At 63.2% G+C, this 14,737-nt stretch carries 15 protein-coding genes; 12 read left to right on the top strand and 3 right to left on the bottom strand.

Going from position 1 to position 14,737, the window contains the following annotated elements; all coding sequences use genetic code 11:
• Nucleotides 1-128 precede the first annotated feature (128 nt).
• The 10 genes from ACP39K_RS03190 (at nt 129) to ACP39K_RS03145 (ending at nt 8,726) form a co-directional block, all read left to right on the top strand.
• Entirely contained in the window at nt 129-1,136 is a 1,008-nt protein-coding gene (locus tag ACP39K_RS03190) for a 3-oxoacyl-[acyl-carrier-protein] synthase III C-terminal domain-containing protein (RefSeq protein ID WP_060444655.1), read from the top strand.
• On the top strand, nt 1,133-2,149 hold the full coding sequence (locus ACP39K_RS03185) for an NAD-dependent epimerase/dehydratase family protein (RefSeq protein ID WP_033640060.1): 1,017 nt from the start codon (nt 1,133-1,135) through the stop codon (nt 2,147-2,149). The genes ACP39K_RS03190 and ACP39K_RS03185 overlap by 4 nt, the downstream gene beginning before the upstream one ends.
• Nucleotides 2,142-2,948, top strand: coding sequence for an MBL fold metallo-hydrolase (locus tag ACP39K_RS03180; protein ID WP_016927366.1), 807 nt, complete (start codon nt 2,142-2,144; stop codon nt 2,946-2,948). The genes ACP39K_RS03185 and ACP39K_RS03180 overlap by 8 nt, the downstream gene beginning before the upstream one ends.
• A complete protein-coding gene (locus ACP39K_RS03175) occupies nt 2,945-4,231 on the top strand; it encodes a F390 synthetase-related protein (RefSeq protein WP_212562509.1) in 1,287 nt (428 codons plus the stop codon). The genes ACP39K_RS03180 and ACP39K_RS03175 overlap by 4 nt, the downstream gene beginning before the upstream one ends.
• Nucleotides 4,228-4,845: a phosphatase PAP2 family protein gene (locus ACP39K_RS03170; protein ID WP_497008291.1), complete on the top strand. Its 618-nt coding sequence runs from the start codon at nt 4,228-4,230 to the stop codon at nt 4,843-4,845. The genes ACP39K_RS03175 and ACP39K_RS03170 overlap by 4 nt, the downstream gene beginning before the upstream one ends.
• Entirely contained in the window at nt 4,842-5,975 is a 1,134-nt protein-coding gene (locus ACP39K_RS03165) for a sterol desaturase family protein (protein ID WP_048794872.1), read from the top strand. Before ACP39K_RS03170 ends, ACP39K_RS03165 begins: the two co-directional genes overlap by 4 nt.
• Nucleotides 5,968-7,050: a fatty acid desaturase family protein gene (locus ACP39K_RS03160; RefSeq protein WP_048794873.1), complete on the top strand. Its 1,083-nt coding sequence runs from the start codon at nt 5,968-5,970 to the stop codon at nt 7,048-7,050. Before ACP39K_RS03165 ends, ACP39K_RS03160 begins: the two co-directional genes overlap by 8 nt.
• The gene (locus tag ACP39K_RS03155; protein WP_497008290.1) at nt 7,047-8,132 is read left to right on the top strand and encodes an acyl-CoA desaturase; all 1,086 of its coding nucleotides are present in this window, start codon (nt 7,047-7,049) and stop codon (nt 8,130-8,132) included. The genes ACP39K_RS03160 and ACP39K_RS03155 overlap by 4 nt, the downstream gene beginning before the upstream one ends.
• A gap of 106 nt (nt 8,133-8,238) precedes the next feature.
• Nucleotides 8,239-8,463 (top strand): hypothetical protein, encoded by a 225-nt coding sequence (locus tag ACP39K_RS03150; protein WP_079449823.1) that lies wholly within the window; start codon nt 8,239-8,241, stop codon nt 8,461-8,463.
• Nucleotides 8,460-8,726: a hypothetical protein gene (locus ACP39K_RS03145; RefSeq protein WP_079451498.1), complete on the top strand. Its 267-nt coding sequence runs from the start codon at nt 8,460-8,462 to the stop codon at nt 8,724-8,726. The genes ACP39K_RS03150 and ACP39K_RS03145 overlap by 4 nt, the downstream gene beginning before the upstream one ends.
• Before the next feature lie 9 nt (nt 8,727-8,735).
• On the opposite strand, the gene ACP39K_RS03140 is transcribed toward ACP39K_RS03145, so the two are convergent.
• The 3 genes from ACP39K_RS03140 to ACP39K_RS03130 are packed head-to-tail and all read right to left on the bottom strand — an operon-like array spanning nt 8,736 to nt 11,313.
• Nucleotides 8,736-8,888, bottom strand: a complete 153-nt coding sequence (locus ACP39K_RS03140) for a DUF2474 domain-containing protein (protein WP_004934619.1) — start codon at nt 8,886-8,888, stop codon at nt 8,736-8,738.
• 14 nt (nt 8,889-8,902) lie between these two features.
• Entirely contained in the window at nt 8,903-9,910 is a 1,008-nt protein-coding gene (cydB, locus tag ACP39K_RS03135; protein ID WP_016927375.1) for a cytochrome d ubiquinol oxidase subunit II, read from the bottom strand.
• Nucleotides 9,911-9,912: 2 nt separating this feature from the next.
• A complete protein-coding gene (locus ACP39K_RS03130) occupies nt 9,913-11,313 on the bottom strand; it encodes a cytochrome ubiquinol oxidase subunit I (RefSeq protein WP_016927376.1) in 1,401 nt (466 codons plus the stop codon).
• Nucleotides 11,314-11,457: 144 nt separating this feature from the next.
• Between ACP39K_RS03130 and ACP39K_RS03125 the strand changes: the two genes are divergently transcribed.
• Together ACP39K_RS03125 and ACP39K_RS03120 are read left to right on the top strand one after the other, a co-directional pair.
• Nucleotides 11,458-12,876: an aminotransferase-like domain-containing protein gene (locus ACP39K_RS03125; RefSeq protein ID WP_004934613.1), complete on the top strand. Its 1,419-nt coding sequence runs from the start codon at nt 11,458-11,460 to the stop codon at nt 12,874-12,876.
• A 187-nt stretch (nt 12,877-13,063) separates the two neighbouring features.
• A complete protein-coding gene (locus tag ACP39K_RS03120; RefSeq protein WP_079449821.1) occupies nt 13,064-14,719 on the top strand; it encodes an ABC transporter substrate-binding protein in 1,656 nt (551 codons plus the stop codon).
• The last annotated feature ends 18 nt before the right edge of the window (nt 14,720-14,737 follow it).

The following is a 14,737-nucleotide window of genomic DNA, read 5'->3' as shown; positions in this document are numbered from 1 at the left end:
AGCCGATAACAAGAGATACCGCCTTGATGAAAGGCTTTTTGGGACATAAAAACCGGGGATGATCCGCGTGGCCTTCGTGCCGTGCGGGAGAATCGCTTTATGGATAGTCAGGTTAATCAATAACAATAATGACCACACAATGTCGCTCACCCGAGCTGTTGCCTCTGAAGATCATCGCCACCGGGGCCGCATTGCCGCCCAACCGCGTGGCCTCCTCTACGCTCGACGCTCGCCTGGGGAAACCGGCCGGTTACGTTGAAAAACGCTCGGGCATCGTTTATCGCTATTACGCCGCCGACGACGCCAGCCAGGCCGAGCTCGCCGCCGCTGCGCTGCAAGATGCGCTGGCTCGCCGCGCCATTCCGGCAGACTCGATCGATCTGCTGATCTCCGCCTCGGCGATTTCGGTGCAGGCATTGCCGTGCACCGCCGCGCATATTCTCAAGGTGGCGGGGCTGGCGGCGGGCACGCCGGGCTTCGACATCAACAGCAGCTGCGTCAGCTTTATCTCTGCGCTGCAGGTGGCGGCGGGGCTGCTGAACGCCGGAACGTATCGGCGTATCGCCATCGTCTCAGCGGATCTCGCTTCACGCGGCATCGACTGGCAGCATGAAGAGTCGTCGCTGATCTTCGGCGACGGCGCCGCCTGCGCCATCGTAGAGCGCGGCGACGGCGCCAGCGGCATCCTCGCCAGCCTGGTGGAAACCTACCCCGCCGGCAGCGAACTTTGCGAGATCCGCGCCGGCGGCACGCGCCGCAACCCGCGCGCCGGCATGTGCGAACAAGACTTCCTGTTTCATATGCAGGGCAAGCCGCTGTTCCGTCAGGCGTCGGCGCTGATTGAGGGCTACCTCGATCGGCTGCTGAGCGCCAGTGGCTTGACCCTGGCGCAGATCGCCACCGTGGTGCCACACCAGGCCAGCCATTTGTCGCTCGAACACATGCGCAAGCGGCTGCACGTTTCGAGCGAGGCGCTGGTAGATATCTACCGCCACCACGGCAACCAGGTGGCGGCGTCCATCCCGACGGCGCTGCATGCCGCCGTGGCCACCGGGCGCTTCAACCCCGGCCAGCCGGTGATGCTGATCGGCACCGCCGCCGGGCTGGCGTTGGCCGGCATGGTGTTGCTGCCATGAGGGTGCTGGTCACCGGGGCGACCAGCGGGCTGGGGCGCAACGCGGCGCAGTGGCTGCTGGAGGCCGGACATCAGGTGCGCGCCACCGGCCGCGATGAACGGGCCGGCGAAGCGTTGCGTCAGCTGGGCGCCGAGTTTTGCGCGCTCGATCTGGCGCAGGCGACGCCGCAGCAGTGCCGGCAGCTGGTGACCGACTGCGAGTGGGTGTGGCACTGCGCGGCCAAGTCTTCCCCCTGGGGCGGCAAAGCGGAGTTTCACCGCATCAACGCCGCGGCGACGGAGAAGCTGGCGGAGGCGGCGGGGCGCTGCGGCGTGCGGCGCTTCGTGCATATCTCCACGCCGGCAATCTACTTCGATTTTCAGCCGCATTACGATCTTGACGAGGGTTACCGTGCCCGGCGCTTCGCCAATCACTATGCCGCCAGCAAGCACGCCGCCGAACAACGCCTGTTGGCGCAGGCGAAGATCTATCCGCAAACCACCTACATTATGCTGCGGCCACGCGGCCTGTTTGGCCCGCACGATCGGGTGATCGTGCCGCGGCTGTTGCAGCAGCTCGAACGCGATCGCGGCGTATTGCGATTGCCCGGCGGCGGACAAGCGCTGCTGGATCTGACCTTTGCCCCCAACGTGGTGCACGCGATGGATCTGGCCAGTCGGCAGCGCGGATTGCCGTCCGGCGCCGTGTACAACATCACCAACCACCAACCGCAGCGGCTGGCGGAGATGCTGGATGCGCTGCTGCGTCAGGAACTGGGGCTGAGTTACCGGCTGCAGGCCGTGCCCTATCCGCTGCTGCATACGCTGGCCGGCGGCATGGAGCTGTGGGCGACGCTGAGCGGCAAGGAACCGCTGCTGACGCGCTACAGCGTGGCGGCGGTGCATTTTGACATGACGCTGAACCAGACCCGTGCGATCGAAGAGTTGGGCTATCGGCCGCGTTATTCGATGGAACAGGGCATTCGTCTGACCGGCGAGTGGCTGCGGCGGCAAGAAGGCGGACAGCATGGCTAAGGTCACCGTTTTTGAAGTGGGTTATTGCACGCATATCGGCTGCATGGCGCTGCGCGGCGCCGGGTTCCGGGTATGCAAATTCCCGGCGCGCGCCTATCTGCTGGAGGTGGGGGAGCGCCGCTGGCTGTGGGATACCGGCTACGCGCGTTATTTTCAGCAGCACACGCAGTCGGGGGTGTTCAGCCTTTATCGCCGCATGACGCCGGTCTATTTCGATCCCGCCGAGTCGTTGGCGCACCAACTGCGCGAAGCCGGTTACGCCGAGGGCGATATTCAGGCGCTGATCGTCTCGCATTTTCACGCGGACCACATCGCCGGGCTGCAGGATTTCAGCCAACTCGACTTTATTTGCTCCGGCGAAGGCTGGCGGCAAACCCGTGGATTGCGCGGTTTCGCGGCGCTGAAGCGCGCCTTTATTCCCGGCCTGATCCCGGCGGATTTCGAGAGCCGCCTGCAGTTTATGGAGGCTTTTCCCTCGGTGGCGTTGCCCGCGCTGTTGGCGCCGTTCGATCGCGGTTACGCGCTGCCGGGCAGCGAAGGGCAGATCGTGCTGGTGCCGCTGCCGGGGCATGCGGCCGGCCATATCGGCGCCTTTATTCTCACCGACGCCGGCTGGACGCTGCTGGCCAGCGACGCCGCCTGGTCGCCGCAGAGTTACCAGACGCTGCGCGGGCCTTCGCGCCTGGCCAATCTGGTGATGGACGATGCGGCGGCGTACACCCGCACGCTGGAGCGGCTCAACCAGCTGTGGGCGGGCGGGCAGGTCAACATTTTGCTGTGCCACGAGGGGGATCTGTGATCCCTTTCATGACCCTTTGGCACTATTTCCGCGCCAGGCGCCTGCGCTTTGGCGATCGTGCAGCGCTGGAGGCGCATCAGGCCCGGCAGCTTGAGAGCTTTGCCCGCCGGGTGCTGAGCAAGAGCCCCTATTTTCAGCGTTTCAGCCGCCGGCCGTTCGCCGAATGGCCGCAGATGGACAAGGCGTTGATGATGGCGCAGTTCGACCGGATGAACACCGCCGGGCTGCAGCGCGATGCGGTGCTGGCCTGCGCGCAGCGCAGCGAGGCGGATCGCGATTTCACGCCGAAGATCGGGCGCTACAGCGTCGGATTATCGTCCGGCACCTCCGGGCAGCGCGGCGTGTTTGTCGTCAGCCCGCGCGAGCAGCAGGTGTGGGCCGGCGGCATGCTGGCGAAGATGCTGCCGGACGGGCTGTTGGCCGGCGAGCGCGTTGCGCTGTTTCTGCGGGCGGACAATAATCTCTATCACAGCGTGAACAACCGTTGGCTGAGCCTGGCGTTTTACGATCTGCTTGCGCCGTTCAGCGAGCATTTGCCCGCCTTGGAACGGCAGGCGCCCAGCATCATCGTGGCCCCGGCGCAGGTGCTGCGCGCCTTGGCGCTGGCGGTGCTGGCCGGGCAGGTGAGATTGCCGGTCAAAAAAGCGATCTCGGTGGCCGAGGTGTTGGAAGAGCAGGACCGCCGCCTGCTGCTGCAGGTATTTCCGGCGGTCGGCGAAGTGTATCAGGCCACCGAAGGATTTCTTGCCGCGACCTGCGCGCACGGTACGCTGCATCTGAACGAAGAGTTTTTGCATATCGAACCGCAGTGGATCGACGAACGGCGTTTTACGCCGTTGATCACCGACTTTACCCGCAGCACGCAGCCGATCGTGCGTTATCGGCTGGACGATGTACTGGTGCTGCGCAAGGAACCCTGCCCGTGCGGGCAACCGACGCGGGCGATCGCCCGTATCGAGGGGCGGCGCGACGATCAGCTGATGCTGCCCGATGCGCAGCGGCAACCGCAGGCGGTGTTCGCCGATGCCTGCAGCCGAACGATCGCCAATGCGCTGCCGCTGACCAGCGATTACCGCCTGATCCAGCGCGGCGAACGGCGGTTGGAATTGATTGCCGATTGCAGCCCGGCGGCGTTGGCGCATTGTCAGGCGCAGCTGATCGCGCTGTTCGCTCGCCAGGGCATCGCCACCGAGCGCCTCGAATGGCGGCTGACGGCGCAGACGGTACTGCCGCAGTTCGATCGCAAGCGGCGGCGCATCGTTCGCCAGGCGGAGGAAACATGAAAAATACGCTGTTCAGACTAGGGCACATGTTGCTCGGCTGGGGCACGGTCGGGGTGGTGTATAGCCTGACCGATCGCTTGCAGGGAGCGGGAACCTTGCTGCCGTCGTCGGCGCTTGACCGGGCGATCCCGTTCAGCCCCACGGCCATCTGGCTCTATCTCTCTTTCTTCCTCATCGTTCCGGCGGGTTATCTGCTGGCGCCGCTGCAGCGGGTCACATGGCTGACGCGGGCGATGCAGCTCACCGCGCTGGGCGCCGGGGCGGTTTATCTGCTGTGGCCGACCACCATGGCTTATCCGCAGAACGATGGCGTCGGGATCAGCGCGCAACTGCTGGCGGCGTTAACCCAGGTGGACTCGCCGCAGAACTGCCTGCCTTCGCTGCATATGGCGCTGACGGTGCTGGCGGTGTGGGCGCTGAGCGACGGCGAGCGCAAAGTGCGCACGGCGCTGTGGATGCTGTGGGGCGTGGCGATCGCGTTCTCGATTCTGCAACTGCGCCGGCATTTGTTTGTCGATTTGGCCGGCGGCGCGCTGCTGGCGCTGTTCGCCGGCTGGCTGGCCCTGCGCATGAACACCCTGCGCCGGCGCGCGGTTAAAGGAGAAGTGGGATGAGCGATCTGGCATTGCCGATAGTGTTCATGCTGTTCATCGTGGTGGCCGAGGCGGTGGCGCTGCAGTGGGGGCGTCGCGAGCCGGTCAACTGGCACGATCTGGTGTTCAACCTGAACTCCGGCCATATCATGCTGTGGCTGTTCCGCGGGCTGGAGATCACCTGCTACGGCTACGTGGCCGCGCATTTCAGCCTGGGGCTGCTGGACGCCTGGCCGCCGCTGTTGATGTGGCTGTTTGCTTTGCTGGCGTGGGACTTCGGTTTTTACTGGCTGCACCGTCTGCATCATCGTTTCCGCCTGCTGTGGGCGGTGCATGTGGTGCACCATCAGGGCGAGCATTTCAATCTGTCGCTGGGGGTGCGCAACTCCTGGTATTCGTCACTGACGTCCATCCCGTTCTTTTTGCTGCTGGCGCTGGCGGGCGTGCCATTGCCGGTGTTCGTCGCGGTCTCGATTTTTCACTACAGCATTCAGCTGTTCAATCACAACGCGCTGACGCCGAAGCTTGGCGTGCTGGAAAAAATTCTGGTCACGCCGGCGCACCACCGAGTGCATCACGTCAAGGACATGGCCTATTCCAATAAGAATTTCGGCGGCAGCTTTATCTTCTGGGACAAGCTGTTCGGCACCTTCTGCCCGGCGTTGCCGACCACGCCGTTCAGCTATGGCGTCAGCGGCGACAGGCCATCCGCCAACCCGTTCTGGGCGAGCAATCTGCCGTTCCTGCGCTATTTCCGTCTGGCATGGCGCCCGGCGCCGGGCCGGCCACGCGACCGCCGTTCGGCGCTCAGCGTATTCAGCGGCGCCATGCTGCTGTTCTCGCTGGTGGTCGGTTACGTCTACCAATACGGTTACGGCTACGGCGACATCAGCTGGCCGCAAATGGCGCTGCTGGTGCTGCTGGCGTTGGGCTCGGTGGCGCTGGGCGGCATGACGGAAGGGCGATCTTGGGCGAGCGCCGTCTGGTTGCTGGTCGCGTTGGGCATGCCGCTGCTGTTTATCGGCTATCTTGGCTGGCCGCAGCGCTATTGGCATATCGCCATGGCCGCCGTGGCGTTGCATGCTCTGTGCGTCGCGCTGGGCTGGGGACGGGGGGCCGCATCGGCCGCCGTGGAGGAACCGCATGGCTGAGTCATTGCCGCCGCTGCGTTTTCCCGCCGATGGCGAGCAGGCGTTTCATCGCGATCTCAAGCGCGCGGCGCACGCCTGCCTGGCGGGCGATCATCGCTATGCCGATGCCGCGCGGCTGGTCAAGGCCGCGCTGTTGTTGGCGCTGTGCGCCGGGTTTTACGCGCTCAGCCTGATGCAGCATCAGCCCTGGGCGTTTTTCCTCTGCTATTTCCTGTTCGTGACCATGGGCATGCTGCTCAACGTCAACGTCAACCACGATGCTTCGCATAACGCCTTCCTGCGTGCGCCCTGGGCGAATCGCCTGGTGGGGCGACTGGTGACGCTGCCGCTGGGCGTCGATCCGGACTACTGGCGCACACGGCATGTGGATTACCACCACGTTTACGCCAACGTCGAACACTACGATCTGGATACCGAAGAGAACGGGTTTTTCCGCCAGACGCCGTTCCAGCGCTGGCGGCCCCATATGCGCTATCAGCATCTGTACTGGCCGCTGATCGCCGCGCTTTCCTTGCCCTATATCGCCTGGATTTTCGATTGGTCCGATCGGCTCGATAAAACGCCGCTGCGGGAAAAATGCGTGCTGGCGGGGCGCGGCGGTTGGGCGCTGTTTGTGCTGTGCAAGCTCGCGCATCTGGCGCTGGTGCTGGTGGTGCCGCTGATCGTGGGCCACCTGCACGGCATCGGCTGGGGCTGGGTGCTGTTGGCTTACGCGCTCAGCCAGATGTTTGCCTCGCTGCTGGTGGTGTTCCTGCTGCTGGGCACCCACTGGGCGCAGGCCGAGTTTTACCCGGCGCCGACGGGCGACAGCATGCCGCAAGGCTGGTACCGGCACAATTTCGCCACCGCCTGCGACTGGCAGCCCGAACCGCGCTGGCTGGAGCACCTGACCGGCGGGCTGAACTATCACCTGACCCATCACCTGTTTCCCGGCTGGAATCACCGCCACTATCCGGCGCTGGCCGCCGCGGTGGCGGAGATCGCGCAGCGGCACGGCATGGCATACCGCTGCATCGGCTATCGCGAACTGCTGGCGCAACAACAGCGCTTCTTGCGCCGGATGGGGCAGCCATGAAACCGCTGCGTCCGTTAGCCTATCGGCGCGACGACAGCGGGTTGCACCGCGCGCTGATGCAGGCCGCCCAGCACTATCTGGCGGCCAACGGCGATCACCGTTTCGCCGACGGGGGCATGCTGGCGAAGGTGGCGCTGTTGTTGGCGCTGTGCGGCTTGTGTTATGGGCTGAGCCTGCAGCAGCAAAACGGCTGGGCGTTTTTCGCCTGCTATTTCGGCTTTATCTTTATCGGCATGTTCCTGACGGTGAACGTGGTGCACGACGCCTCGCACAACGCGTTTTTCCGTCGGCCCTGGGCCAACCGTTGGCTGAACGCCCTGGTGAGTGTGCCGCTGGGACTGGACCCCGACTGCTGGCGCGTGCGCCACGTGCTGTTCCATCATGCCCATAACAATATCGAACATTACGATCCCGACATCGACGCCAACGGCGTGCTGCGGCAAACGCCGTTCCAGCGCTGGCGGCCCTTTATGCGCGCCCAGCGTTACTATTGGCCGCTGGTGGCGGCGTTGACGTTCCCGTACTACATCTGGCTGTTCGATTGGCTGGACCGAGCGGGCCGCACCCGCGTGGCGGCGCGCATGGCGCAGCAGGGCACGCGCGGCTGGTGCGGGTTTCTGGCGGGCAAGGCGGCGCACCTGCTGCTGGCGCTGGCGATCCCGTGCTGGCTGCTGCCGCCGGCCATCGGCATCGGGCAAATTCTGCTGGTCTACTTGCTGAGCCAGATGCTTTCTTCATTGCTGTTCGTGATGTTGATCATCGGCACCCACTGGGCCAAAGCCAACTTTTATCAGGCGCCGGCGCAGGGGGCGATGCCGCACGGCTGGTATCACCACGTGTTCGCCACCACCTTCGACTGGCTGACCCGGCCGCGCTGGCTGGGATACTGGCTCGGCGGGGCGAACCTGCATTTGACGCATCATCTGTTCCCGCACTGGAGCCACCGCCATTACCCGGCGCTGAGCCGCATCATCGGCGAGGTGGCGCCGCGTTTCGGCATCGACTACCGCCTGCTGGAACTGGAGGAGCTGCTGCGCCTGCAGCAACGTTTCCTCAGCGCGATGGGGCGCAAGCCGCAATAGCGTTGCATGCGGATTGTGCGAGGCGTTACGCAGTTCACTAATTGAACGATATTTGCCCTTCCAGTAGACTTTCACTCGGTGAATCAACGACCACAGGAGGTGGAGTATGCGCAGCTTGCCGATTCGGTTATCCAATGAAATCGACGACAGTCTGAACGATATCGCCCGGCGTCACGGGATGGCCAAAACCGACGTCATTCGCCTGGCATTTTCTTTAATGACGATTGCTGATCGGGAGTGGATGAAACAGGATGGCTCCCGCCTCGGTATCGTACGTGAAAGCGAAGAGGGACTGGAGGCGGTCGCCGTGGTGGTGGGGATTTTTCCATGAAGCCGTACAATGAGCGCCCACAGGTTGATGCTGAAACGTTGTATTTGGATCCTTCGCTGGTCTTCGACGAAATGGAGCGGCTGCGCCTGGCGCGCCAGGTGCTGTGCGGGATATTCGCGGTCAGCGTGGGCGTATTCGCCGCCCACGCGTATTGGGAGAAAAACGAAGCGCTCGGACAAGTTTTCGAACTGGTGAAGATCGGCGCCTTGCCGCTGGTCACGCTGGTGGTCTCTTTTTACTTTCCCAACAGCGCGTCCAGATAAGGCGCCGCGTCAATGCGACTTCATGCCCGCCGCGGTCATCAGCAGGCGGAACAGCGAGGCGACCACGAACAGCCCCAGCACGCTGGCGCTCCAGATGATCACCAGCCAACCGATGCGTTTCCACCAGGGCGCCGGAGCGGCTGCTGCCGTTTTATCTTGCATAGCGTCCTCCCTCCTCAGTGATAGCCGTGTTCATGGCTGATCTTGCCGCGGAACACGTAGTAGCTCCAGAAGGTGTAGACCAGAATGATCGGGATGATGAACAGCGCGCCCACCAGCATAAAACCGAGGCTCTGCGGCGGCGCGGCGGCGTCCCACAGGCTGATGGCCGGCGGGATCAGGTGCGGCCAGATGCTGATGCCAAGCCCGCTCAGGCCGAGGAACACCAGCAGCAGCGTCAGCATGAACGGCGAGTAGTGCGCGCCGCGTTTCACCCCGCGGTGAATGCCCCAGGCGCTGAGCAGCACCAGCAGCGGCACCGGCAGCAGCCAGAACAGGTTAGGCAGCGTAAACCAGCGGGCGGCGATTTCCGGATGGGCGATCGGCGTCCAGACACTGACCGCAGCCAGCACCAGCAACAGGATCGCCAGCAGCGGCGTCGCCAGGTGATACATGCGCGCCTGCAGATCACCGGCGGTTTTCATCACCAGCCAGGTGCAACCGAGCAGGGCGTAGGTCACCACCAGCCCCAGCCCGCAGAACAGCGCGAACGGTGTCAGCCAGTCCAGTGCGCCGCCGGCGTAGGTGCGGCCTTCGACCGGGAAGCCGTTGATCACGGCGCCCACCACCACACCCTGGCTGAAGGTGGCGAACAGTGAGCCCCAGATAAACGCCTTGTCCCAGATATGTCGCTTCTCCGGCGTTGCTTTGAAGCGAAACTCGAAGGCCACGCCGCGGAAAATCAGCCCAATCAGCATCAACGTCAGCGGGATCGCCAGCGCGTCGAGGATCACCGAATAGGCCAGCGGGAAGGCGCCGAACAGCGCCGCGCCGCCCAGCACCAGCCAGGTCTCATTGCCGTCCCACACCGGGGCGACGGTGTTCATCATCAGATCGCGGTCGCCGCTCTCTTTCACCCACGGAAACAGGATGCCGATGCCCAGGTCGAAACCGTCCATCACCACGTACATCATGGTGCTGAACACGATGATGACAAACCAAATCAGCGGAAGATCGATACCCATGTTCAGCTCCTGTCGTCCAGAGTGTCGTTGACCGCGGACAGCGGACGCGCCGGGCGGCCCTCGGTATTGTCTTCTTGGTGTTCATGCGGCTGCGGCCCTTTGCGGATCAGGCGCATCATGTAGGAATACCCCACGCCGAACACCGAGCAGTAGACGATAATGAACGCCAGCAGGCTGATGCTCATGTGCAGATCGCCGTGCGCGGAGACCGCATCCTTGGTGCGCAGCAGGCCATACACCACCCACGGCTGGCGGCCTATCTCGGTGGTGAACCAGCCCGCCAGCAGCGCCAGCAGCCCGGAAGGGCCCATCCACAGAATGAAGTACAGGAACGGACGCGACTGATACAGCCCGCCGCGCCAGCGCAGCCACAGGCTCCACACCCCGGCCAGAATCATCAGCATGCCCAGCCCGACCATGATGCGGAACGACCAGAACACCACGGTGGAGTTGGGGCGGTCCTCCGGCGGGAAGGATTTGAGCGCCGGCACCTGCTCGGTCAGGCTGTGCGTCAGGATCAGGCTGCCGAGATAGGGCACCTCCAGCTTGAAGCGGGTCTCTTCACGCTGCATGTCCGGCCAACCGACCAGGATCAGCGGCGTGGCTTCGCCCGGCGGGTTTTCCCAGTGGCCTTCGATGGCGGCGATCTTCGCCGGCTGATGTTTCAGCGTATTCAGGCCGTGCGCATCGCCGATCATCGCCTGCACCGGCGCGACGATCAGCGCCATCCACATCGCCATCGACAGCATTTTGCGCATCGCCGGGGTATCGCGGCCACGCAGCAGGTGCCAGGCGGCGGAGGCGCCGACGAAGAACGCCGAGGAGAGGAAGGCGGCGGTGGACATGTGCAACAGGCGGTACGGGAAGGACGGGTTGAAGATCACCTTCAGCCAGTCGACCGGCACCACCTGGCCATTGATGATTTCATGCCCCTGCGGCGTCTGCATCCAGCTGTTGGAGGCCAGGATCCAGAAGGTGGAGATCAGTGTGCCGAGCGCGACCATGCAGGTGGCGAAGAAGTGCAGCCCTGGGCCGACGCGGTTCCAGCCGAACAACATCACGCCGAGGAAACCGGCTTCGAGGAAGAAGGCGGTCAGCACTTCATAAGTCAGCAGCGGCCCGGTAATGCTGCCGGCAAACTCGGAGAAGAAGCTCCAGTTGGTGCCGAACTGATAGGCCATCACCAGCCCGGACACCACGCCCATGCCGAAGTTAACGGCGAAAATCTTTGACCAGAAATGGTAAAGCTCACGGTAGGCTTCATTGTGCGTTTTCAACCATAATCCTTCCAGCACCGCCAGATAGCTGGCTAAACCGATGGTGATGGCGGGGAAGATGATATGGAAAGACACGGTGAAGGCGAACTGTATTCTGGCGAGTTCCAGTGCATCAAGACCCAGCATGGCGCCTCCTAGGGTTGAACATAAATTAACCTCTTGAGTATAGCTGTCATTTTTATGTGAAAAGCTTGGCGTTAAGTTAATCACGAAGTACAGTGACTATAATAGTGACAGTTATTTTACTTTTTCATATAACAGTTAATGGTTATGACCCGATACGAGCAGCTTGCGCAGCAGATTAGAGAACAGATCCAGAACCGGGTGTGGCGGGCGGGCGACAAGCTGCCTTCGCTGCGCGAGAGCGGCAAACGCGCCGGATTAAGCCTGATGACGGTGGTGCAGTCTTACCAACTGCTGGAGAGCCAGGGGTGGATCGTCGCCCGGCCGCAGTCGGGTTACTACGTGGCGGCGCGTCCGCAGCCGCTGCCTCAGCCTTCGCGCGGCGAGAAACTGTTGCTGAGCGAGCAGGTGGACATCAACGCCTTTATTTTTGACGTGCTGCAGGCCTGCAAGGATCCGGACATCGTGCCTTTCGGTTCGGCGTTTCCCGACGCCACGCTGTTCGCCCAGCCGAAGCTGGCGCGGGCGCTGAGCAGCGTAGCGCGCAAGTTCACGCCGCACAGTTCGCTGGCCAACCTGCCGCCGGGCAACGACGCGCTGCGGCGGCACATTGCCCAACGTTATGCGCTGAGCGGCATGCAGGTTGCGCCGGACGAAATCGTCATCACCGCCGGGGCGATGGAGTCGCTCAGCCTCAGCCTGCAGGCGGTGACCCAACCGGGCGACTATGTGGCGATCGAGTCGCCGGCGTTTTACGGCGCGTTGCAGGCGCTGGAACGGCTGCGGTTGAAGGCGGTGGCGATCGCCACCCATCCGCAGGACGGCATCGATCTGGACGCGCTGCAGCAGGCGGTGGAACAGTATCCGATCAAAGCCTGCTGGTTGATGACCCACTTCCAGAACCCGCAGGGCGCCACCCTGCCGGAAGCCAACAAACAGCGTCTGGTGGCGCTGCTGCGCGAACGTCAGATCTCGCTGATCGAAGACGATGTCTACGGCGAGCTGTACTTCAGCGCCGAACGGCCGTTGCCGGCCAAGGCGCTCGACAGCGGCGGCCAAATCCTGCATTGTTCGTCGTTTTCCAAATGCCTGGCGCCGGGCTTTCGCGTCGGCTGGGTGGCGGCGGGGCGTTATGCGCAGCAGATCCAGCGTTTGCAGCTGATGAGCACCGTTTCCACCAGCGTGCCGACCCAGATGGCGCTGGCGGATTATCTGCTGCATGGCGGCTACGACACCCACCTGCGGCGGTTGCGCCGCCTGCTGGCCCAGCGCCAAAGCGCGATGCGTCAGGCGATCGCCCACCATTTCCCGCCGACGGTGAAGGTCAGCCAGCCCGACGGCGGTTACTTCCTGTGGCTGGAGCTCGATCCGGCGCTGTCGTCGATGGAGCTGTACCGGCGGGCCCTTTCCCGGGGCATCAGCATCGCGCCGGGGCGCATGTTCACCACCGGCGACCATTTCAACCACTGCTTCCGTCTCAACGCCTCTTTTGAATGGAATGACCGCTTTGAAGAGGCGATAAAAACCTTAGCCAAACTTATCCGGGGGCTGGCGGCGGCCGGCTGAATCGCATTTTTCCCGCCGCTTCGCCCCAGAAAAATTCATAATGCTTTTTTCGGCAATGGAATGCCGGTTTCGTTGTTAGACAGCCCTCCAGCCGCCCATTACTCTGCGATAAATTTTGTCACATTTTTATCAACGGGTAGACGAGGGGCAGTGGGTGAGTAGAATAAAAAACAAGCTAAACAAACTGTTGCGTTATCGGTTGACGCCGCTGGCGTTGATCTGCGCGCTGGGATTGAGCGCCGGCGCGCAGGCGGAAACGCTGGCCGAAGGCATCACGCCGGCCAGCGACATCAGCCGGGTGCCGGCAGCCGCCAAGCTGCGCAAAGACACCGTGGTGGCGGGCATCTCGGAACCGCAGGGGATTTTCAACCCGTATCTGTTCACCAACGGCTGGGACGAGAACGTGACCGACGTGATCTTCAGCCGCCTGATCGGCCTGGACAGCCAGGGCAAGCCGGAAGGGCGTCTGGCGGAATCCTGGCAGGTCAGCCCCGATAATCTGACCTATACCATCAGGCTGCGGCCGAATCTGGTCTACAGCGACGGCTCGCCGCTGAAAGCCGACGATATCGCCTTTACCCTGACGCTGCTGCACGATCCGGCCTATGACGGCGACACCGATATCACGCCGGCGCACATCCAGGGCGGCGCCGAGTATAAAAACGGTACCGCCGCCGGCATCAGCGGGCTGAAGGTGATCGACGATCGCACCATTCAGATCGTCACCACCCAACCGGGCGCGACCACGTTGCAACTGATTGGCGGGCCGGTATTGTCGCGGGCTTACTACGGCAAAGACTATCAGCGCGGCAAGCTCGACAGCGTGCGCGCCTTGAACGGCAAGCCGCTCGGCAACGGCCCCTATATTTACGACAAGTACGTGCCGGGGCAGGAGATCCGCTTCCACGCCAATCCGAACTTCTACCTCGGCCCGCCGCCGATGGCGCGCTTTATCTACCGCGTCACCAACCCGGCCACCAACTTCCAGCTGTTCCAGACCGGTGAGACCGACTACGACGCCTTTACCGCCAAGCCGGACGATATCGAACAGCTCAAGCTGCTCGGCTTCGCCAATATCAACCTTTACAGCTCAAGCGATTACAGCCGCGTTGATTTCAACCTCAGACGCCCGGCGCTGCAGGACAAGCGGGTGCGTCAGGCGCTGATTTACGGCCTGGATCGGCAAAAACTGATCGCCGTGGTGTACCAAGGGTATGGCAAGGTCGCCAACCAGCCGATTTCGCCGATCTCCTGGGCTTACGACGCCAACGGCATCAATCCTTACGCTTACGATCTCGATAAGGCCAAAAAGTTGTTGGACGAGGCTGGCTGGCAGGTGGGTGCTGACGGTATCCGGCAGAAAGACGGTAAAAAGCTGGAGTTGACGCTGCTGGTGACCAAAAAGCTGATCAACGACGCGCTGGTGCCGATCGCCAAGGATAACTACCGCCGGCTCGGCGTGGTGCTGAAACCGCAGGTATTGGATTTCAACGCGCTGCTGGCGCAGCGCAAGGCGGGCAATTACGACCTGGCGTCCCTCAGTACCAGCACGCTGAACGATCCGCACGACGGCGTGCGCGATTTCATCAGCCGCGAGAGCGAGACCGGCTACCACAACCCGCAGGTGGATGCGCTGATCGCCAGGGCCAACGCCACGCTGGATATCGCCCAGCGCAAGCCGCTGTACCACCAGCTGTATCAGGCGCTGTCGGACGATCCGCCGGTGATCCTGCTCGGCAACCGCGAGATTTTGAGCGCCAGCAGCGCGCGCGTCACCGGCTTTAAACCGGATATCTACAACGGATTGGTCGGCAGCCTGCCGAACGTCAAACCGGCGCCGTAACGCCCTGACGCCGCCGCG

Source organism: Serratia sp. EC4, assembly GCF_059652115.1.
This window is presented reverse-complemented; position numbering and strand designations above follow the sequence as displayed.